This is a genomic window from Staphylococcus sp. M0911, assembly GCF_003491325.1.
GTDB classification, from domain to species: domain Bacteria; phylum Bacillota; class Bacilli; order Staphylococcales; family Staphylococcaceae; genus Staphylococcus; species Staphylococcus warneri_A.
This window is the reverse complement of the sequence record NZ_CP022881.1, coordinates 320,691-341,218: the sequence shown is the minus strand read 5'-3', so window position 1 is coordinate 341,218 and position 20,528 is coordinate 320,691. Positions and strand designations below refer to the sequence as shown.

The 20,528-nt window shown below is 33.3% G+C and carries 19 protein-coding genes and 1 pseudogene; 7 read left to right on the top strand and 13 right to left on the bottom strand.

Annotated elements, in window-relative coordinates; all coding sequences use genetic code 11:
- Nucleotides 1-142 precede the first annotated feature (142 nt).
- The 5 genes and pseudogenes from ssp1_RS01520 to panB form a co-directional block, all read right to left on the bottom strand.
- Complete coding sequence (locus tag ssp1_RS01520) at nucleotides 143-1,204, bottom strand: TcaA second domain-containing protein (RefSeq protein ID WP_228077309.1); 1,062 nt, start codon at nucleotides 1,202-1,204, stop codon at nucleotides 143-145.
- Nucleotides 1,205-1,214: 10 nt separating this feature from the next.
- A complete protein-coding gene (locus ssp1_RS01515; RefSeq protein ID WP_107535802.1) occupies nucleotides 1,215-2,141 on the bottom strand; it encodes a zinc ribbon domain-containing protein in 927 nt (308 codons plus the stop codon).
- 158 nt (nucleotides 2,142-2,299) lie between these two features.
- Entirely contained in the window at nucleotides 2,300-2,683 is a 384-nt protein-coding gene (gene panD / locus ssp1_RS01510; protein WP_002450178.1) for an aspartate 1-decarboxylase, read from the bottom strand.
- Between the two features lies 1 nt (nucleotide 2,684).
- Nucleotides 2,685-3,536: a pantoate--beta-alanine ligase gene (gene panC / locus ssp1_RS01505; protein WP_002450179.1), complete on the bottom strand. Its 852-nt coding sequence runs from the start codon at nucleotides 3,534-3,536 to the stop codon at nucleotides 2,685-2,687.
- Nucleotides 3,529-4,346, bottom strand: a pseudogene (gene panB, locus ssp1_RS01500) (3-methyl-2-oxobutanoate hydroxymethyltransferase). The gene panC and the pseudogene panB overlap by 8 nt, the downstream one beginning before the upstream one ends.
- Nucleotides 4,347-4,422: 76 nt before the next feature.
- Here panB and ssp1_RS01495 point away from each other — a divergent pair.
- The gene (locus tag ssp1_RS01495; protein WP_075778506.1) at nucleotides 4,423-5,280 is read left to right on the top strand and encodes an oxidoreductase; all 858 of its coding nucleotides are present in this window, start codon (nucleotides 4,423-4,425) and stop codon (nucleotides 5,278-5,280) included.
- Between the two features lie 65 nt (nucleotides 5,281-5,345).
- Here the strand turns inward: ssp1_RS01495 and budA are convergent, their stop codons facing one another.
- The 5 genes from budA to ssp1_RS01470 form a co-directional block, all read right to left on the bottom strand.
- Nucleotides 5,346-6,050 carry an acetolactate decarboxylase gene (gene budA, locus ssp1_RS01490; RefSeq protein ID WP_075778507.1) on the bottom strand — a complete coding sequence of 235 codons (705 nt, stop codon included), beginning with the start codon at nucleotides 6,048-6,050 and terminating at the stop codon, nucleotides 5,346-5,348.
- Nucleotides 6,051-6,084: 34 nt separating this feature from the next.
- Nucleotides 6,085-7,749 carry an acetolactate synthase AlsS gene (gene alsS / locus ssp1_RS01485; protein WP_107546699.1) on the bottom strand — a complete coding sequence of 555 codons (1,665 nt, stop codon included), beginning with the start codon at nucleotides 7,747-7,749 and terminating at the stop codon, nucleotides 6,085-6,087.
- A 110-nt stretch (nucleotides 7,750-7,859) separates the two neighbouring features.
- Nucleotides 7,860-8,816, bottom strand: a complete 957-nt coding sequence (locus ssp1_RS01480; RefSeq protein ID WP_049423292.1) for an L-lactate dehydrogenase — start codon at nucleotides 8,814-8,816, stop codon at nucleotides 7,860-7,862.
- Between the two features lie 356 nt (nucleotides 8,817-9,172).
- Entirely contained in the window at nucleotides 9,173-10,054 is an 882-nt protein-coding gene (gene cidR, locus ssp1_RS01475; RefSeq protein WP_002450462.1) for a cidABC operon transcriptional activator CidR, read from the bottom strand.
- 31 nt (nucleotides 10,055-10,085) lie between these two features.
- Nucleotides 10,086-10,772 carry a YoaK family protein gene (locus ssp1_RS01470; RefSeq protein ID WP_002450461.1) on the bottom strand — a complete coding sequence of 229 codons (687 nt, stop codon included), beginning with the start codon at nucleotides 10,770-10,772 and terminating at the stop codon, nucleotides 10,086-10,088.
- 447 nt (nucleotides 10,773-11,219) lie between these two features.
- On the opposite strand from ssp1_RS01470, the gene ssp1_RS01465 reads away from it, so the two are divergent.
- Nucleotides 11,220-12,674, top strand: a complete 1,455-nt coding sequence (locus tag ssp1_RS01465; RefSeq protein WP_002450460.1) for an APC family permease — start codon at nucleotides 11,220-11,222, stop codon at nucleotides 12,672-12,674.
- Nucleotides 12,675-12,750: 76 nt separating this feature from the next.
- On the opposite strand, the gene ssp1_RS01460 is transcribed toward ssp1_RS01465, so the two are convergent.
- Nucleotides 12,751-14,088, bottom strand: coding sequence for an aspartate aminotransferase family protein (locus ssp1_RS01460; RefSeq protein ID WP_075778509.1), 1,338 nt, complete (start codon nucleotides 14,086-14,088; stop codon nucleotides 12,751-12,753).
- Between the two features lie 238 nt (nucleotides 14,089-14,326).
- Between ssp1_RS01460 and ssp1_RS12135 the strand changes: the two genes are divergently transcribed.
- The gene (locus tag ssp1_RS12135) at nucleotides 14,327-14,755 is read left to right on the top strand and encodes a hypothetical protein (RefSeq protein WP_075778510.1); all 429 of its coding nucleotides are present in this window, start codon (nucleotides 14,327-14,329) and stop codon (nucleotides 14,753-14,755) included.
- Nucleotides 14,756-15,215: 460 nt separating this feature from the next.
- Here the strand turns inward: ssp1_RS12135 and ssp1_RS01450 are convergent, their stop codons facing one another.
- Nucleotides 15,216-16,124: a hypothetical protein gene (locus ssp1_RS01450; protein ID WP_075778335.1), complete on the bottom strand. Its 909-nt coding sequence runs from the start codon at nucleotides 16,122-16,124 to the stop codon at nucleotides 15,216-15,218.
- A gap of 306 nt (nucleotides 16,125-16,430) precedes the next feature.
- Between ssp1_RS01450 and ssp1_RS01445 the strand changes: the two genes are divergently transcribed.
- The 3 genes from ssp1_RS01445 to ssp1_RS01440 all read left to right on the top strand — a co-directional run bounded on the left by ssp1_RS01445 (nucleotide 16,431) and on the right by ssp1_RS01440 (nucleotide 18,803).
- On the top strand, nucleotides 16,431-16,988 hold the full coding sequence (locus ssp1_RS01445) for a hypothetical protein (protein ID WP_002451242.1): 558 nt from the start codon (nucleotides 16,431-16,433) through the stop codon (nucleotides 16,986-16,988).
- 21 nt (nucleotides 16,989-17,009) lie between these two features.
- Nucleotides 17,010-17,177 (top strand): hypothetical protein, encoded by a 168-nt coding sequence (locus ssp1_RS11880; protein ID WP_158256663.1) that lies wholly within the window; start codon nucleotides 17,010-17,012, stop codon nucleotides 17,175-17,177.
- 264 nt (nucleotides 17,178-17,441) lie between these two features.
- Nucleotides 17,442-18,803, top strand: a complete 1,362-nt coding sequence (locus ssp1_RS01440; protein WP_118828086.1) for an FAD-dependent oxidoreductase — start codon at nucleotides 17,442-17,444, stop codon at nucleotides 18,801-18,803.
- Nucleotides 18,804-18,829: 26 nt separating this feature from the next.
- Here ssp1_RS01440 and ssp1_RS01435 read toward each other — a convergent pair whose 3' ends face one another.
- Complete coding sequence (locus ssp1_RS01435) at nucleotides 18,830-19,255, bottom strand: P-loop NTPase family protein (protein WP_075778343.1); 426 nt, start codon at nucleotides 19,253-19,255, stop codon at nucleotides 18,830-18,832.
- Between the two features lie 326 nt (nucleotides 19,256-19,581).
- On the opposite strand from ssp1_RS01435, the gene ssp1_RS01430 reads away from it, so the two are divergent.
- Nucleotides 19,582-20,472 carry a fructose bisphosphate aldolase gene (locus ssp1_RS01430; RefSeq protein ID WP_002451238.1) on the top strand — a complete coding sequence of 297 codons (891 nt, stop codon included), beginning with the start codon at nucleotides 19,582-19,584 and terminating at the stop codon, nucleotides 20,470-20,472.
- Nucleotides 20,473-20,528 lie beyond the last annotated feature (56 nt).

Sequence of the window (20,528 nt, the reverse complement as noted above, 5' to 3'; positions counted from 1 at the left end):
TAGTTATATTTTTAGATAGGTCAATTATCTTTAAACTAATATTTACTAAATTTTTTTATTTTAATATCTAATAAAATAACTATCATCAATATTAAACCAACAAAAAAGAGAAGTACTGTACGCCTTCTCCTTAAGATAAATATCATTTATTTTTTGTCATACCATGATTATCTTTAGTTCGAGTCTGACTAAAGATTTCCGACTCATTAAATTTAAGTACGACATTTACAGGACTTTCATCGCTATTAATGGATGGTACATTTACTTCATTTGATTTGAATGATTGATTTCCTATATACCCTACTCCATATACAAGTAAATCTTCTTCTCCGCTATAAGGGCCATAGGTGATATAATCTTTGACTCTTCCTACATGTTTATCGTTTAATACTAACTCTACTTTCTTAAACATATAACTATTTTTAGTCGTCACTTTAAATCGCTTTTCACTAAAGTCTTCTTTAGCCATCGTGCCGTACTGCTTTAAACTTAATACGACATGACCGTCGTAAGTACGGTTACCCACTTTTTTAGTCGCTTTTAATTTGTATTCTCCTAATGGTACTGCTTCAAGACTCACAATATGACCTTTTACTAAACGTATTTCATGCTTTTTATCATTTAATTGATATGTTAATTCACCATTATCTTTAGCATCTAATATAAAACGAAATTGGGGTATTTCAAATTGAAATTCTTTGATATAACCATATAATTGCGTTTTCTTATTGATCGTTAAAATCGTCACACCATCAATGTTGATATCTTTTGATGTAGCTTCATTCTGATCTAACTGATGGATGGCTGATTTGATTTGTTTCATATATCTATCGGATCCACCCATTGTTTGGATTAAAGCAAAATATGCCACCGCTTCCTCATCTGTCAATGGTTGATGATTTGAGGTCACTAATGATGTTAATTGCTCTTTATCCTTATATCTCATTGCCTCTGAAAATGCTTGAATTCTTTTGTCTGCTGAATTTTCATATCTAAAATAGTATATCCAACTTACTAATATAATGACCATAATCATCAGTAAAACCACAATCAAAAACAATGGTTTACGTGGTTTACGAAATCGGTATCTATGCGACGTATGTGCTGCATGTATTTGATGCAAATGATTTTTGTCATGTTTTTTATTAATGCCTTTTGAATAATAAGATGGACAATATTGAGTGAGATAGTAATGTTTAGGCATACCACATCTGTTACAATAAACCACTAAAACCACTACCAAACAGTTTCATCAAGTAATCATTAATTAATTGTTGTATAATCATATGCCCTAATAAATAAACGATGACCATCAAGACAAATTGGTAAATGATAATACCATAAATACTCGCAAATTTTGTAGGATAGATACCACTATATTTCACTAACATGTACGTTGGTGAGATGATATATAATAGTACAAATGCTAATAGCATGATAATCAATGCTAATTTAAAGATAGATAAAATGGCTAATACTAATCCAATTAATAATGTTAAAACTGAGAAAGTGTTAATAACAACATAATCTGAAAAAACCTTATGAAATTCTATCGTCGTTGTTAAAGTATATTTCACGATACAATATAAAATAGTAACTGATAAAGCTAAACTACCTAGGATGATCATTAACATATAAAAAATAGCTTTAAATGGTGAACTTTCTGGAAATAATAAAAATATATCAGATGCTAGAATGATGATTAATAATGTACTTAAAAGTAATCCAGCACATATTAACGTTACTAATAATCGATAACTATATATCACATCGCTTTGGTCTGATGATTTAAACACATGGTTAAAAAACTGTTTACTTTCGTCTGTTAAATCTTTCATTTTATGTTCAAAAGACGCCGTTTTATCTTTCATTACTTCTTCAAAATGCGCATCGTTTTCACCTAGCGTAGATAACTTTCTCTTTGTTTGGTGTGATGTTGTATCTTGTTTAAAGTTTTCGTTATCTCTTCTACTTTTCACATTGTCATCGTTAGTTTTAGTAGAATGTTGTTGTGTCTCTTTTATTGTAGATGCTGTTGTACTAGTTGTTGTATGATCATTTTGACGCGTTAATTTGTATCCGCAATGACCACAACATTGATCTTCTTGTTGATAATTCTGACCACAATTTGGACATTTCATGTCTATTCAATTCCTCCGCTATATTTACTTAGATAAATTATATCCCATTTAACCGCCCTATTCTATATTATTTTTATTTTATTTAATAAAAATTAAAAGTCCTAATCAACCACTTCTCGTGATGAATTAGGACTTCATTTTATATCGAATGTTACGACTTATAACACAATCGTATTCTCTTTTTCATGTATCATCTCAATGATTTCATTATGTTCATTCAATACTGCTACTTTAGGTGCATGATACTTCAATTCTTCTTCATTTAATTGTGCATAAGTCATAATTATAACTATATCTTCTACTTCAACTAATCTTGCAGCGGCACCATTTAAACAAATTTTGCCACTACCTCTTTCACCAGCGATGACATATGTTTCAAAACGTGCACCATTATTATTGTTGACGATGGCTACTTTCTCATTTGGCAGTATATCAACGGCATCTAAAATGTCAGAATCAATCGTGATACTTCCAACATAATTCAAGTTGGATTCTGTCACTCTTGCTCTATGAATTTTAGAATTCATCATTGTTCTAATCAACTTATTCAGCTCCAATTATTATATTATCTATCAAACGTGCTTTAGAAAATTTAACAGCTAATGAAATAAAGATTTGGCCTTGAATTTTAGATTGCTCTTCTAATTCTGGGTAACTATAAATGGCAACTTCATCAACTTGACCACTTGTATAATCTAATAAGTACTGTGTAATTTCATCTATAATAACAGAACTATTGCGTTCACCATTATTATATAAATCACGTGCTAATTTCAAACTTTTACTTAAATGAACGGCTTCCTGACGTTCTTCTTCTGTTAAATATACATTTCGTGAGCTTTTAGCTAATCCATCTTTTTCACGAACGATGTCAACGCCAATGATTTCAATTGGGTGATTGAAGTCTTTAACCATTTTTTCAACGATAGCCAATTGTTGTGCATCCTTTTTACCAAAGTAAGCATAGTCTGGACTAATAATATTAAATAATTTATTTACTACTGTTACGACACCTTCAAAATGTCCTGGTCGTTGTGCACCTTCTAATACATGAGCTAATTTACCCACCTTCAATGTTACACCTAGTTCATCAGGGTACATTTCTTCTACACTTGGATAAAATACATAATCTACATCAATTTCTTCCATCATTTCAACATCTTTATTAATTTGACGTGGATATGCATCGAAGTCTTCATTTGGACCGAATTGTAAAGGATTAACAAATATACTAACTACAGTGATATCGTTAAATTCTGATGATAATTCCATCATTTTTAAATGCCCTTCATGTAATGCACCCATCGTTGGTACAAAACCAATCGTTTGACCATGTCTCTTGTATTCTTTAGCAATACTTTGCATTTCACTTACCGTTGTAATCACTTTAGTCATTTTTATTTACCTCGCTCATAATTTTTTCTTATACGTGTGTGCTTCGGATGGAAATGCGCCTGATTTTACTTCTTCATTATATTGTTTTAAACCATTAATACCTATTGAAAAATCACTATATTGCTTAACAAATTTGGCATGTCGATCGACACCATAATTTAACATGTCATGATAAACCAATACTTGTCCGTCAGTATCTTTACCTGCACCAATGCCTATAACTGGAATTGATAATTGTTGGCTAATTTCTTGTGCCAGATCACTAGGAATTGCTTCGAGCACAAGTGCAATTGCACCAGCTTCTTCTACATGATGCGCGTCCTCAATTAATTGTAATGCCGCTTCTTTGGTACTACCTTGCAATTTGTATCCCATAACACCAACACTTTGCGGTGTTAATCCTAAATGTGCCACAACAGGAATACCTATTTGAGTAGCTTTTCGAATAAATGCAGTTAAATGTGCACCTTCTGCTTTAATCGCGTTTGCTTCTGTTTGTTGATACAACATTAATGCATTTTTCAAATCTAATTCATCACTAATCCCCACCGCACCAATAGGCATATCTACGACTACAAATGTATCAGATGCACCACGTCGAACCGCTTTACCATGATGAATCATATCGTTTATTGTAACTTGAACTGTACTTTCATAACCTAACACAGTCATTCCTAAGGAATCTCCTACTAAAATCATATCTATATCTGCTTGTTGTGCTTGCTTTGCACTAGGAAAATCATAAGCAGTAACCATTGAAATTTTATTGCTTTGTTCTTTCATTTCTACTAACTGAGCTATAGTTTTCAATTCAATTCATCCTCAATTTCCTATATTATTAAGCAATAGTATAATGAATCTATCCCAGAAAGGAAAGAATAATATTATGACAATTGGTGTTATTGGCCCAGGTGCCGTTGGAACAACGATTGCTATTGAATTACAGCAAGCATATCCTGACACTTTACTCATTGGAAAACAAAAAGTTACTCTAAATTATTTCCCAGAAAATGGGCATCAATCTAAAACAATTTCTGTAACGCCTTATCAAGATATAACGCAACCACTTGATATTGTATTTATTGCAGTTAAAACATATCAATTAGAAACAGTCATTACTCAATTATCACCTATTATCCATGAAGAGACGATCATCATTCTCGCTCAAAATGGCTATGGACAATTAGAGCGCATACCTTTTCCAAATTCATATCAGGCCGTTGTGTATATCAGTGGTCAAAAAAATAACAATGACGTCACTCATTTTAGAGACTATCGCCTTCACTTGAAAGATACACCAAGGACTCGAAAATTACAAAAGTTAACCAACCAAACGAATATTGAAATCATACTCGAAGAGAATATAGAAGAAAAGATATGGTATAAACTATTAGTTAATTTGGGGATCAATTCAATTACTGCATTGGGCCGAGATACTGCTAAATTATTACGATCATCACATATTCGGAATATTTGTCGTGGCATCATTTCAGAGGGGATTTCCGTAGCTCGTGCTGAGGGACTCAATTTTGATGTAAACACACTCGACTCTATTATGACAATATATGAGGGGTATCCTGATCAGATGGGAACAAGTATGTACTATGATATCACATCTGGAAGACCTTTAGAAATGGAGTCTATACAAGGATACATTTATAAGAAGGCTCAAGAATATCATATAACGACACCTTACCTTGATACGGTATATGCATTTTTATCGGCTTATCAATCTCAATTTTAATGATATTTCTAATAACGTAACAAAGCCTGAGGCAAGACATGACTTACCTCAGGCTTCATTTATAGTTATTCGGCTTCTCTTATTTCTTCAGCAATATCTTTGTAATCGATATTAGCATTTGTAAATGTTTCATCATGAGCTGGAAAATGTTGTTCGAATGTTTCAAAGTTCTGAATCTCAACTTTAACATCTTCAACTTCAAAATCTAATACATGTCCACCAAAGTTGCGATCATCATTAGCAAAGTGTACATGGAATCCTGCTGAACCTACACCATGAAAGAGTTCCGGTGTAAAGAATCCAACTACTGATCCTTTGATATATGTCTCGGTTTGTTCAGGTTGTCTGCGTGCTGAATCAATCAAACGAGTGTATGGTGGTTCTTGACCAGGCATCATACGTACATGCATCATTTTAAACAATCCAGAAATTTTCACTGCTGAAAATAAATTTTCACTGAGCATTTTTTCTTTTATTTCATCAAAAACAGCTTCAGAAGTTTTATCCTTAGTTTGATATGTTGTATCTGCTGTGAATTTTGTCACTGTTGCATAAGGTGTTAACTCATCACCTTTTAGTTCAACAAATTCTTTATGTTCATTCGCATGATAGGCTTTACCATCTACAAATATCACTTCTCCATTAGAACCAGTTAATGTCGCAATACCTAGGTCACCATGTTCTAATAGTTCATTAATTGATGCAGTACCTTTTAATAGACCTGCCATCAATGTCCCTAATGTTCCGTGTTGATATAAGACATTAGTCATAAACGATTTCACTCCTAATTTGTGTTCATCTTTATTAGTTAAATGCATCAGGTAACATGTTTGTTGAAAGCTTCATGTTATCTTTATAGTTAACTGGAATATCTATCAATACAGGGCCTTCCGTTTCATAGCCTTCTTTGATAGCCGCTTCTAATTCTTCTTGATTTGTGACACGCATACCTTTTGCACCAAAAGCTTCTGCGTATTTCACATAATCAACTGAACCAAAATCTACACCTGATGAACGTTCGTATTTCATTTCTTCTTGGAACTCAACCATATTATACTTACCATCATTCCAAATTAATTGTATGATATTTAGATTTTTTCGAACAGCTGTTTCTAAATCTTGTGCTGAAAATAGAAATCCACCATCACCAGCTACTGAGACAACTTGTGTATTTGGACGTACTAGTGCTGCTGAAATCGCCCAAGGTAATGCAACACCTAACGTTTGCATACCATTACTAAATAACAAATGTCTCGGATTATAACTTCTGAATTTACGTGCCATCCAAATATAATGACTTCCGACATCAACGGTAACCGTAGTATCATCCGTTAACATTTTTTGCATAGATTCGATAATTTCGATTGGATGTAATACACTATCTTTATGAGTTGCTTTAATACCCGTTTCTTCAACAATATGTGCTCTTAACTGCTCTAATTCATCTAAATGTTGTTGGTTAATAAATGGTTCATCTACTTTGTCAGATATCATTTCTATAGTTCCTGCAATATTACCAATTAATTCTTTAGTAGGTTGCATATAATTTGTAATTTCTGCTGGAACTTCATCAATATTGATCACTTTTGTGTCTAATTCCTTATTCCAATTACTTGCTTCGTACTCAATCGGATCATAACCAATTGTGACAACTAAATCACTTTTACGAAGCAATTCATCTCCTACTTGGTTACGGAATAATCCTACACGACCAAAGAAGTGATTTTCTAAATCGCGACTAATGACACCAGCACCTTGGAATGTTTCAACTACTGGTAAATTTGTCTTTTCAACTAATTTACGGATAGCATTTGTTTCATTCGCACTTGAACTTCTCATACCAGCGAGCAAAACAGGAAATGCTGCATTTTTAATTGCATCAATCACGTCATTTATATCTTGCTCACTAGGAACACCTAAATTGGGCTTTTGACATAGTGCTATAGCTTTTGATTCTACTGGTGCTGAAATAACATCTTGTGGAATACTAATAAAACTCGCACCATTTTTACCTGATGTTGCTGTTCTCATAGCATTAGTCATGACTTCTGATAAAGATTCAGGATCTTGTACTTCTTCACTATACTTTGTTGAATATTTTAATAATGCCGCATTATCTATACTTTGATGTGTTAAACGTAATAAATCATTTCGCTTAACTTGTCCTCCTAAAGCTAATACGGGATCTCCTTCAGATGTTGCTGTTAATAGTCCGGTCGTTAAGTTACTGACACCTGGACCACTCGTTACAAGTGCGACACCTGGTTTACCAGTTAGTCGTCCTATACCTTGGGCCATCATTGCTGCGTTTTGCTCGTGACGCGTAACAATAAGTTCAGGTCCATCGTCTTCAAGTGCGTTAAATAAATAGTCAATTTTTGCACCTGGAATACCAAATACGTATTCTACTCCATTATTTTTTAATGTGTCTATGACCATATCAGCTGCAGTATATTTTTTGTCTGCCATTATATTCATTTCCTTCCAATGCTCACATTTTATTTTATCTTTACGATAACATCAGTGTGAAATCAATTCCCCGTTGCTCATTCATACATTAAAGATGGATCATTCATGTTCTATTGTTCTAAAAGATGTTTCACTGAATCATATGAAGCTTCTAATGCCTCAACAGATTGTTTAAACAATTCTTTTTCGTGATCGCTTAATGGTGTTTCATAAATTTTACTTGCACCATTTTCGTTAATTAATGTTGGTACACCAATGTATACATCTTTAAATCCATACTCTCCATTTAATTGTGAAGAAACTGTTAAAATAGTGTTTTCGTTGTTTAATAAGGCTTTTGAAATTCTTAATAAGGCTAAAGCAATACCGTAGTATGTTGAACCTTTAGCTTGAATAATCTCATATGCAGCGTCTCTAGTTTTTTCATAAATTTCTTGTGCTTTAGCTTCACTACCAGTTTGTTCTTTAAGCGTATCGAATACTGAAATACCAGCAATATTCGCTTTAGACCATACCGCTAATTCAGAGTCACCGTGTTCACCTATAATAGCAGCATGAACGCTTGCAGGCGCTACATTTAACTCATTACTGATTAAATATCTAAGTCTTGCAGAGTCTAATACTGTACCTGAACCGATAACACGTTCAGCTGGTAAGCCAGTTAATTCTTTGACATAGCGTGTTAGGATATCCACAGGATTTGCCGCAATTAAGAAGTAACCATCAAAGCCACTATCCATTATACTTGTCACAATGCTGTGCATAATTTTTGTGTTTTTCTCTACTAATTGTAAACGTGTTTCACCTGGTTTTTGTGGTGCTCCTGCAGTAATAACTACTAAATCAGCATCTTTACAATCACTATATTCTCCAGCTTTAACAATAACTGGTGAATCACTATGAAGTGCACCGTGGTTTAAATCTTGAACGTCCGCATTCACTTTGTCTTTAGCAATATCAATAATTACAAATTCATCTGCAATACCTTGTGTTACCATTGCAAATGCATAACTAGAACCTACTGAGCCGTCTCCAACTAAAACAACTTTTTTGCCAAATTTTTTCATATTGAAAAACTCCTTCACTTAGTAGAGATAAAGATTAAAATTTACCTTTTTATCTCATTCATTTATAGTAAATTACAATTAAATCCTGCTTCATTTTAAATATACTTTATTAAATTTTATGTGTAAACATACAAGGGGATGAATGATGTTAACGTCACCAATTTGTTGGTTTTATGTGCCTTACATCATTCATTATAGTCCCTCTTGAAGTATTAATAAAATACATATTTTCGATTAATAACATTCCTAAAAGGAATACATTATATATAGAAAAAAGTAATGAAAAAATACTTTGATGTACAATGACTGACACCAAAGTATTTTCAATTCACTTATTTATTTGTATTAAAGAATTACTACTTCTCTCTTAAGTCCCTTATAAATTGTATCCATTCGCGTGTCACAAAATTAAGATATGCATCTCTCCTCCAGATTAAACCTAGATGCCATGATAACTCTGCATTTTCGAGTTTCAATGCTTTCACATTATCTCCCATTAAATGTACTAAACTTTCTGGTACGACACTAATACCAATACCTTGACTAATCATATTCGCTATAAAACTAATTTGGGAGATATTAGCTACAGTTTTCGGATAAAAGCCTAATCGTTTACAGTTCTCGATAATTTGATCTTTTAAGTAATAATCATCATGAAATAGCACAAACTCTTCTTCTTTAAGTTCGGCTAAATCCACTTTTTCTTGTTGTGCCAATGCATGATCTTTACTCACAACGAGTAATAACTCTTCATTATATAATGGTACCGAATGAAATAAAGTTGCATCAACAGGTAAAGTCGTAATACCTATATCCACTTCATCTGTTTCTGTGAGGTTTTCTACTATTTTACCTCCACCTTCCATTACTTCATAGGTAACTTTCGGATATAGTTGGTGAAATTGATTTAAACTATCTGTAAATAATTGAACATTCATCATTGGTGATAGCGCTATTCTAATATGACCTTTTTGAACATTCATCACATCATTCATTTCTAATGATAGTTTCTCAAACAATGCTAAAAACTCTAAGCTATTGTCGTAAAATGTCTGACCGATGTCTGTCAGTTTAATTTGCTTTTGTGAACGATCAAATAATGTAATATCATATTCATTTTCTATACTTTTGATTGCTTTACTAATTGTTGACTGTGCAATATATAAATGTTCAGATGCTTGCGTCATACCACCGCGTCGAACAGTTTCAACAAAATATTTTATCTGTTTTATTTCCATAGCACTAACCTCTTAATTTGATTTTTGAAAGTTATTCCACTGTATGCTCTCTTCTATAAATTAATATACTATAAAAGATAAATATTAATACTAGAATCATTGCTGCAACTAATATGGCATAGGTGCCTATATATTTTTGAACTTCTGCTGAAATAATAGCTCCAATAATAAAACTTAATACTATTCTAATGTAAAGTTTAGCCTTTCTCAATTGGGCGGTATCACCATTTAATATATATTCACTCAATGCTATCACACCATTTTTAAGGTTCCCAGTTGAAAAGGTATTATTATAACCTTCACCTTCTATTTTACTAAATGAAGTTGTTAGCATTGCCATACCGAATGCTAATGGTGGTAAAATATACAAATTAGGTATACTCATTGGCAAAAATCCTACAACGAGGCAACTTAATGTAATAGGTATTAATGAGACTAATCTCCAATACCGTGTTGCCAATTGATGATGAATTAAAGATACAAACATTACGCCAATCATAAAGGAGACAACCGAAGCAACCTTCAACATACCGCCTCTTAAATCTCTATGTGACAACTCTGAAGCAAGAAAAATAATGTTTCCTGTTTGACCTGCTGCTAGTGTACCTCCACGACTTAAAAAGGTGTAAGCATCAATATATCCACCAACAAAGGTTAAGAGTATAGCCATTTCTTTACTCTGATATATATTTCTTCTCATAAATTTTTCTAAAGCCATCGTTATCGCCTCAACGTTTTTATAATAGTAATATGACACATATCGTTCATTGATAAGTTTCATATACCTTTATTCTATAGAATATGTTGTAAAAAGCTAAAATATCGTTCACATTTATAAAAAAATACTTCTTATCCCGTTATTTTCTGTTATAATCAAGTTTATCCTTTTAAATTTGAGCGTGAAACAGAAATAACTAATCACTTTATTTCATTGTGTCACCTCGGCAAGGATAGCTCTAATTGTAATACATTAATATACAATTTAGATAGCTACTGCCATTTTGTAGACATATAACATAATGCGAATTGATGTCACGTATAACAGAAGTGAACAAGAAAGTTTTGATTTTTCAGAATTTTTAGACAAAATATGTGTTTTTTATGCTATGATATAAATTATTAAAATGACAGTTAAATATAACTCATTGATATACGGAGGTTTATTATGTCTAGTTTTTTTAAACGATTAACACAAAAAGAAGATCCATCCATCTATCAAAGCAAAGATGGTCATTTAAAAAGAACATTACGTGTTCGTGATTTTCTTGCATTAGGTGTAGGTACTATTGTTTCTACGTCTATATTTACTTTACCTGGTGTTGTAGCAGCTGAGCATGCTGGACCAGCGGTTGCATTATCATTCTTACTTGCAGCCATTGTAGCAGGATTAGTTGCCTTTACATATGCTGAAATGGCTTCTACTATGCCATTTGCAGGTTCTGCTTATTCTTGGATTAACGTACTATTTGGTGAATTTTTTGGTTGGGTTGCCGGTTGGGCGCTCCTAGCCGAATACTTCATTGCTGTCGCCTTTGTGGCTTCTGGTTTTTCTGCTAACTTACGAGGTTTAGTCAAACCCTTAGGTATTGAATTACCAAAAGCATTATCCAATCCATTTGGTAGTGATGGTGGCGTGATTGATATTGTTGCAGCCATAGTTATTATCTTAACTGCTTTACTATTATCACGTGGTATGAGTGAAGCTGCACGTATGGAAAATATTTTAGTTATTTTAAAGGTGTTAGCAATTATCTTATTCGTCATTGTAGGACTAACTGCTATCAACTTTAGCAACTATGTACCATTTATTCCAGAACACAAGGTTACTGATGCAGGTGATTTTGGTGGCTGGCAAGGTATTTATGCTGGTGTATCTATGATTTTCTTAGCATATATTGGATTTGACTCTATCGCTGCCAACTCTGCTGAAGCGATTAACCCTCAAAAAACAATGCCAAGAGGAATTTTAGGATCATTATTAGTCGCTATTATACTATTTGTTGCAGTTGCTTTAGTATTAGTAGGTATGTTCCATTACAGTCAATATGCGGACAACGCTGAACCAGTAGGTTGGGCATTACGTGAAAGTGGTCACGGTATTGTTGCCGCAGTTGTGCAAGCTATCTCAGTCATTGGTATGTTTACTGCTTTAATTGGTATGATGCTTGCTGGATCAAGACTATTATACTCATTTGGTCGTGACGGTTTATTACCTTCTTGGCTAGGTAAATTAAATAACAAACATTTACCAAATAGAGCATTAGTTATTTTAACAGTAATTGGTGTCTTAATCGGATCAATGTTCCCATTTGCTTTCTTAGCTCAATTAATTTCAGCAGGAACATTAGTTGCATTTATGTTTGTTTCATTAGCAATGTATCAACTTAGAAAGCGTGAAGGTAAAGACTTACCAATACCATCTTTCAAATTGCCTTTATACCCAGTATTACCCGCAATCACTTTCATACTAGTTCTATTAGTATTCTGGGGATTAAGTTTTGAAGCAAAATTATATACACTGATTTGGTTTATTATAGGTATATTTATCTATTTACTTTATGGCATGAGACATTCTAAAAAAGATCGTGATGATGCCTACAAATCTCCTAAAAAATCTTAATCAAAACATTAAAAGAGCGATTCCACAATGATTATCATGTGTGGAATCGCTCTTTTATTTATAGCCTAAACTCCTTTTACCAACCTTGACCTTCTATTTCATATTGGTCTAAATCTCCTCGATTTAACGCTTGTATCGCTTTCTCAAGTGTCGATAATGCATAATCTAACTGGTCGTATGAGATAACTAGTGGCGGTTGAAATCTTAACACATTCCCTGCTACTGCTATGATAACTACACCTTTATCAAAACAATAATTACAAATTTTTAATGCCGCTTCAGGGTCACGCGTCTTTTGAATTGGATCAGATACTATATCGATACCAATTGATAATCCTTTACCACGGACATCTCCAATACATTTATAATCAGTAATCCATCTATCCATTGTTTGACGTACATAGTCACCTTTTTCTAGACTTGCTTCAAGTAACTGTTCTTCCTCAATCATCTCAAGTGTAGCTAAGGCCGCTTCACAACTAACTGGATTCGCACCAGTAGTAAATAGATGTGCCGGTGCTTCTAACGTCTCCATGATTTCTTTACGACCAACAATGGCTGACATAGGCAATCCTCCGGCAAGTGACTTACCAAACGTAATTAAATCTGGTGTAAAGTTGAAGTGCTCTACTGAACTCCATTTCCCAGTACGTCCTAATCCTTGTTGAATATCATCAACCGCAATTAGAATGCCATGTTCTCTACAAATACTTTGTAAAGCTTCAAAGTAGCCTGGCACAGGTTCTAATAGACCACCATCCCCTTGTATCGTTTCTAATACAATACATGCTACTTCGTCAGCTGGAACATATTTATTAAACATTTCTTTAAGTGGCGCTAAATATTCATCTACAGTATTCGGAGTAGGTTGTTCAAATAAACCTCTATAATTGTCAGGAAAAGGTATGTGATAAAAGCCATTCAAAAGCGGACCATATTTCTTTCTCATATTCAAACTAATTGCCGACATAGAAAGTGAACCAAATGTTGAACCATGATACGCATTTGTAAAACTGATGATATAAGGTCGTCCTGTATATGCACGAGCAAACTTGATAATACCATCATTGGCATCTGAACCACTCAAACCATATGTCACTCTTTTTTCATAATCCCCGGGTGATATATCGCATAACTTTTTAGACAAACGAATTAGCGGCTCATGGTACATATACGCTGGCGTATAGTGGACAAACTTATCAACTTGCTTTTTAATCGCTTCGGTGACTTTTTTAGGCGCATGGCCCACGTTTTGTGAACTTGCACTGGCTAATAAGTCGATGTACTCTTTTCCATCAACATCTACTAGCGTTGCACCGTAACCATGATCAATGGCTAAAGGATAATATTTGATTCTGCCAGATTTAGCAAAATATTGCTCATCTTCTTTTATTAAGTCTTGTGCTTTACTCATGATCAAATCATCCTTCCTTAATTAAACTTCACTTCATTACTGACGATTAAAAAGATGATTCAAATGCTTCAGTTATAAAATGATTTCGATTTGATGATAGTACTCAATATACTAATAATTTTCAGATTTGTAAATATTTTCCGAAAATTCTAACTAAATAAACATGATATCTCCTTTGAATGAATATTTTATCCGTATTAGGGAATAAAATTTAAATCAAACGCGAACTGGGAGTGATATTATTCTTAGGCTGACTTACCACTTTTTAAGCGCTGTTGCTTCATCTTTTATATTATTACTCAGTACTATGACGATAGATGTACTCTTACAGCATAAGCATCTAACACAACTATTATTAAATATAGATTTTCTAGTTAATCCTAATCTTATACCAACATGGATGGAAGTCATCATACATCTGTCTATAGGTGTGATGATTTATCTCATCTTCATGGTACTTTACAATATATCAAAACTACTCTATCACTTAGCCTATCTACCTTTACTAGTGATATTTATCGGTATGTATCCTTTCCTCATTGCCATCGCTCAAAGATCATTCTTTGTATTTAATGCGACGGAATGGATTTGGTGGCTCTTGGCACATATTGTATTTATGGTATTTATGTATATCTGTATCACTTTTATTTCAAAACTACATTTATAAAACAATGGAGTGGGACAGAAATAATAAAGAACCACTAATCATTTATGATGTAGTGGTTCTTACGCATTAGCCGCAGCTAATATGTACTTTAAAATAGAAATACTAATTTCTAAAGAAAAAGTATTTCTTTATCGTTGTCCATCCCCAACTTGCATTGTCTGTAGATTTTCTTTTCGAAATTCTCTATGTTTGGGGCCCGTCCCCACGGCAAGGTTGACTAGAAAGAGGAAAAGCTTGATACATTAGACCGTCTTTGTAATTTATTACTTAGACGGTTTTATGCATGAACTTTTGTTCATGTATACCTCTAAAGGTTAATTTGAATACATGAGTCAATACTCATGTGTAAGTCATTCTAATTTCTATAAGAAAAAATGACTTTACAGTCAACTACGGCCTAAATATCAATGTAACTTGAAGTATATATTTATGTCCTAGCCTATAGCTAATTGAACGATGATTATTCTTCGTCACCATTTTCATCGTATTTCGTTACATTGCCATCTTCATCAATAATATAAGAACCTGCTAAGTTACCGTCTTTATCTGTGAATGAGAATCCCCATTCTCCATCACTATTTTTCTCAGGTTCTTTATACGTATATGTTGATGTATCCAATTGATGACCTTCATAGTCTTCAACTTTATCAATAACATTATCACGAGTCACTGTTGTATCATTAGAATCTGAAGACGTGTCATCATCTGAATCGTCAGATGAATCGCTTGATACATCATCATCAGTCGCAGCTACGGTATCTGATTCATTAAAGTAACCTTTAACTTTATCAATTTCATCTTGACTCGCATCATATAACTTAATCGTATTAGCATTATCTAAAATACGTTTTGTTTCAGATTTTGTATAATCATCTTCCATCCAACGACGGTCTTGGAAATGAGATGGCGTACCATAAGTCGTTATTGTGCCATCCCCATTATTTTTATATATAACGTTACCAGCAGCAGTTGGTGTACCATTTATAATTTGAACGCCATCTGGATATTTTTCTGATGCCTCTTTATTGTATGGGTTAATTGCTTCACCACTAACATCAGTATGAGACATATTTGATATATGGTTCTCTACTTCACCGCTTCCACGGTAGTCTTTAAATACAGTAAGCCAAACTTTAGCATAATAATCTTGCGTATTGGTATTTTCTTGTTGTGTTTTTGAACTTTTTGAAGATGATTGACTTGAACTTTGATTCGATTGTGATGATTGATCACCTTTATTATCACTGCTTTGATGACTCTTACTTGTTGAATCATCAGACACTTTAGAACTTCCTTTGTCATTATTCCCAAACCCACAACCTGCTAATACTATAGATGCTGTTAGTATTGTCCCAGCTAATTTTTTCATTAAAGAATCCCCTTTATTTATTTTTTGTATATACATTACATTATAAATTTATTATAAACTACCTTATTTCAAAAACATATATCTAATTACACATTAATTGTAAATAAATAAATTGTGGACCTTCTAAACTATTTGGTTTGTTTATAACTTTTGATACCCATTTCTAAATCATTTATTAATTTCTTTAAATTAGCTTTAAGTTTGAGTATTGATTCTTTTAAAAAGGCTTATTCAGAAAAAAATGGTGGTACACTATTAATGTAAACGAAATTAAATCATTCTCTAATTGGAAATGGGGTTTTCATTGTGAAGAAACGCTCTATAATAGCAACAACTGTTTTAGCTAGCACTGTTTTATTTTCAGTATCTTTCGCAAGTGAGGCAAAAGCTGAAGAAGTCACTGCAGACAATGCCATCAATGTTGCACAACAAGCTATGAAAAATAGCGGCGGTAATCCCGACTTACAAAATTTCAACGACGTCAAAGATAAAGGTTCCTATTTTATCATTAATATTAATAATAAATCTGGTGCCGGTGTTGGTGCGTATAAAGTATATAAAAATGGAGAAGTTCAATATAAAAGTGGTAATTTCGGAGATTTTAGTTCTTTGAATTCATCAGATAACTATACAGGCCAAGGTATCAGCGCCAAAAACTATGAAGAAAATCACGAAAGCCAACAAGAAAATGCCTCTGTAGATAGTACAAAAGAGTTAAATGCGTATTATGTTGGCAAAGTGAAATCTAACGAATTACCAGAGTCAGGTAAGGATGACACAATACCTACCGATGCATTAGCAGTGCTATCCCTAGTAGCAGGCACAGCTTTCATTAGCCAAAGACCATTAAGAAAAATTTCATAATTCATATATTTAAAAAAGAGGTTGAGATATAAAGCTTTGTACTTTGGGAAACCGATTAACGGCGTCCCAAAAGCAGGATTATCGTCAGAAGGGACCCAACATAGAGAAATTGGTATTCCAATTTCTGCAAATAATGCAAGTTGGGCAAACGCTCACGATTCGACAAAATTTGGAAAACAATTCAAATGAACAAACTCAACTATTGAGTTTGTAAGAACTACTAACCTATGAATAAGGAAGTAGTTCTTTATCATTGTTCGGTTCTGCTCAAATCCTAAACGCTTTTGTCACGACCTCTTTTTATGTTTTCAAAACTGTTAATCATGACAAATTTTTGAACATTGCTCAAAACAGTCCTTTCTCTGAATAAAAAATAAATATAGTGGTAAATATAATTTGTGAACGAAAATAAATTATTTTCATATGTATAAAATTCTAATAGGAGGTAATAAAATGAAATACATCATTGTTGGTACATCTCATGCTGGATATGAGGTCATCCAAACATTACTTAAAGAAGACAAAGGTGCCGATATACATGTATATGAAAGTGGTGACAAACCTTCTTTCCTATCTTGTGGTATACAAAGTTACTTAGAAGATGTATCACCATCTCTCGATTCACTACACTATGCGAATGAACAATCATATAAAGATCAAGGCGTTAATATTCATGTTAATAGCACCGTTACTGATATAGATACTGAACAAAAAGTCATAACAGTTAATCAAAATGGTAATACTGAACAAGTAAATTACGACAAACTCTTCTTAAGTCCAGGAGGCAAACCAGTCACTCCTCCAGTTGAAGGTATTGATCAATATAACCATGTTTTATTCATGCGTGGCAGAGATTGGGCTGATCAAGTAAAATCACGTATGTCAAACGCCAAAAAAGCAGTTGTCGTGGGTGGTGGTTATATCGGTGTTGAAGCCGCAGAAGCCTTCGCTAAAGCCGGTATTCAAACGAAAGTGATTGATGTAGCGGATCGTATTTTAAGTACGTATTTAGATCAAGAATTTACTGATATTCTTGAGGATAATGCTAAAGAACATGGATTAGAATTTATTGGTGGCGAAACCGTTCAATCCTTAAATGGTGATGAACAAGGTAATGTAACTAAAGTTATCACAGACAAAAATGAGTATGAAGCAGATACAGTACTATTTGCCGTAGGTGTCCAACCAGCAACAGATTGGTTAGAAGGTAAAATAGATTTAGGTAAAAAAGGTGTCATTACTATTAATCATCATCAACAAACATCTGCTAAAGATGTCTATGCTGGTGGCGATGCAACACTTGTCCCATTTGCACCAGTTGAAGAAGATCGCTATATTGCTTTAGCAACCAATTCACGTCGACAAGGTGTCACAGCAGCTAAAAATATGTTAGGCCATGATATGACAATGCCACGTGTTTCTGGTACCTCTGAATTACAATTGTTTGATTATAAATTTGGTCAAACAGGTATTCATGGTACTGAAAAAGATAATTATGATGGAAACTTAGGACAAAAATATGTCAAAGAACTTATTCGTCCAAAATTCATGCAAGATGAAATCCCTGTACACATGAAAATAATTTATGATGAAGATAGTCATAAAATTTTAGGTGCACAGCTAATGTCTAAAGAGAATATCACTGAATCAATCAACACAATGTCCATTGCGATTTCAGCTGGTTATACTTTAGAACAACTTGCAGTACAAGACTTCTTCTTCCAACCTGACTACGACAGACCTTGGAATTACTTAAACGTACTTGCTCAACAAGCATTAGATGACACATTCGGTAGTGACCAAATGTTATTTTAAATTAAACTTTCTATCATTTAATCTATTTATTTGATGACCCATGATTTCTCAGGGTACTTACGTTGTACCTTCTTTATTTGTTCGTCATTAATCTTTGGAAAATCCCAGATAAATTTTAAAAATGATAGACTCATTGTTTTAGGATTCTTTCCAATCGTTTGCTTACAAATGACATGTAGGAAATACCGTTTTAGTACTCTCCATATACACGTCACTCTTTTTTCTTGTAACCAAATAACAACTTCAGCATGACTTACTCTCAGTTCTAATGTGTCTATATAATTACCATCAATAATCCAATATTGTTGTATCAAGATATCTTTGATTTCGTTAATCAATTCATCTTGTTCTATCGTCTGATTATCATCTTTCCAATTGATTTGATCCAAATGATAAAGAGGCAAGCTCATATATTTAGACAGTTGATATTGATAAAGTAATAAAGTTATCATTATAAACACATGTCTTGGCAGTAGTTGACTGAATTAAAAATTCGTTGCTAACAAACTTTTTAATTCTAGTCAACCTTGCCGGGGTGGGACAACGAAATAAATTTCAGGGAAATATTATTTCTGTCCCTCTCCCGCTCCCTGGACTACCTATAACTAGAACTTTGTTATACATTGTTATCCTCCTTCAAATCATCACATTATAAGGCGGTTTTTTGACTTTATACTATTATAGTGTAATTTTCAAGGTAATTATAAGTTGAATCGCTTGAGAATAACAATATTTTTTATCATACTGTAGATGAAAGTTAAGTTAAGGAGTGGAAAGTATGAATAAAGAACAATTAGAAAAAATGAAGAATGGTAAAGGATTTATCGCTGCATTAGACCAAAGTGGCGGTAGTACCCCTAAAGCACTTAAAGAATATGGTGTTAACGAAGATGAATATAGCAATGACGATGAAATGTTCAAACTTGTTCATGACATGCGTACTCGCGTGGTGACTTCACCATCATTCTCAGCTGATAAAATCCTAGGTGCAATTCTTTTCGAACAAACAATGGATCGTGAAGTTGAAGGTAAATATACTGGAGACTATTTAGCTGATAAAGGCGTTGTTCCTTTCTTAAAAGTTGATAAAGGTTTAGCTGAGGAACAAAACGGTGTTCAATTAATGAAACCAATTGACGATTTAGACGAAACATTAGATCGTGCTAATGAACGTCATATTTTTGGTACTAAAATGCGTTCAAACATTTTAGAATTAAACGAACAAGGTATCAAAGATGTTGTTGAACAACAATTTGAATTCGCTAAAAAAATTATTGCTAAAGGTTTAGTACCAATTATTGAACCTGAAGTAAATATCAATGCTAAAGATAAAGCTGAAATTGAAAATGTCTTAAAAGATGAACTTAAAAAAGGTTTAGATAGCTTAGACAGTGATCAATTAGTAATGCTTAAATTAACTATCCCAACTCAACCTAACTTATATAAAGAATTAGCTCAACATCCAAATGTTGTACGTGTTGTAGTACTTTCTGGTGGTTACAGCAGAGATGAAGCTAACAAATTATTAAAAGATAACGATGAACTTATCGCAAGCTTCTCACGTGCATTAGCTAGTGACTTAAGAGCTAGTCAATCTCAAGAAGAATTCGATAAAGCATTAGGTGACGCTGTAGATTCAATCTACGATGCATCAGTTAATAAAAACTAATTTCCACATTTAAAAAAGGTCGTGCAGTTTTCCTGCACGACCTTTCTTTATGTCAT

Bases quoted from the DNA above. Each gene is read 5' to 3' on its own strand.
- ssp1_RS01515 (WP_107535802.1), bottom strand. From the start codon at position 2,141: ATGAAATGTCCAAATTGTGGTCAGAATTATCAACAAGAAGATCAATGT.
- ssp1_RS01450 (WP_075778335.1), bottom strand. From the start codon at position 16,124: ATGAAAAAATTAGCTGGGACAATACTAACAGCATCTATAGTATTAGCA.
- ssp1_RS01520 (WP_228077309.1), bottom strand. From the start codon at position 1,204: ATGCCTAAACATTACTATCTCACTCAATATTGTCCATCTTATTATTCA.
- panC (WP_002450179.1), bottom strand. From the start codon at position 3,536: ATGACTAAAGTGATTACAACGGTAAGTGAAATGCAAAGTATTGCTAAA.
- ssp1_RS01430 (WP_002451238.1), top strand. From the start codon at position 19,582: ATGAATAAAGAACAATTAGAAAAAATGAAGAATGGTAAAGGATTTATC.
- budA (WP_075778507.1), bottom strand. From the start codon at position 6,050: ATGACTAATGTCTTATATCAACACGGAACATTAGGGACATTGATGGCA.
- alsS (WP_107546699.1), bottom strand. From the start codon at position 7,749: ATGGCAGACAAAAAATATACTGCAGCTGATATGGTCATAGACACATTA.
- ssp1_RS01470 (WP_002450461.1), bottom strand. From the start codon at position 10,772: ATGGCTTTAGAAAAATTTATGAGAAGAAATATATATCAGAGTAAAGAA.
- ssp1_RS01440 (WP_118828086.1), top strand. From the start codon at position 17,442: ATGAAATACATCATTGTTGGTACATCTCATGCTGGATATGAGGTCATC.
- cidR (WP_002450462.1), bottom strand. From the start codon at position 10,054: ATGGAAATAAAACAGATAAAATATTTTGTTGAAACTGTTCGACGCGGT.
- ssp1_RS01495 (WP_075778506.1), top strand. From the start codon at position 4,423: ATGACAATTGGTGTTATTGGCCCAGGTGCCGTTGGAACAACGATTGCT.
- ssp1_RS01435 (WP_075778343.1), bottom strand. From the start codon at position 19,255: ATGATAACTTTATTACTTTATCAATATCAACTGTCTAAATATATGAGC.
- ssp1_RS01460 (WP_075778509.1), bottom strand. From the start codon at position 14,088: ATGAGTAAAGCACAAGACTTAATAAAAGAAGATGAGCAATATTTTGCT.
- ssp1_RS01480 (WP_049423292.1), bottom strand. From the start codon at position 8,816: ATGAAAAAATTTGGCAAAAAAGTTGTTTTAGTTGGAGACGGCTCAGTA.
- ssp1_RS01465 (WP_002450460.1), top strand. From the start codon at position 11,220: ATGTCTAGTTTTTTTAAACGATTAACACAAAAAGAAGATCCATCCATC.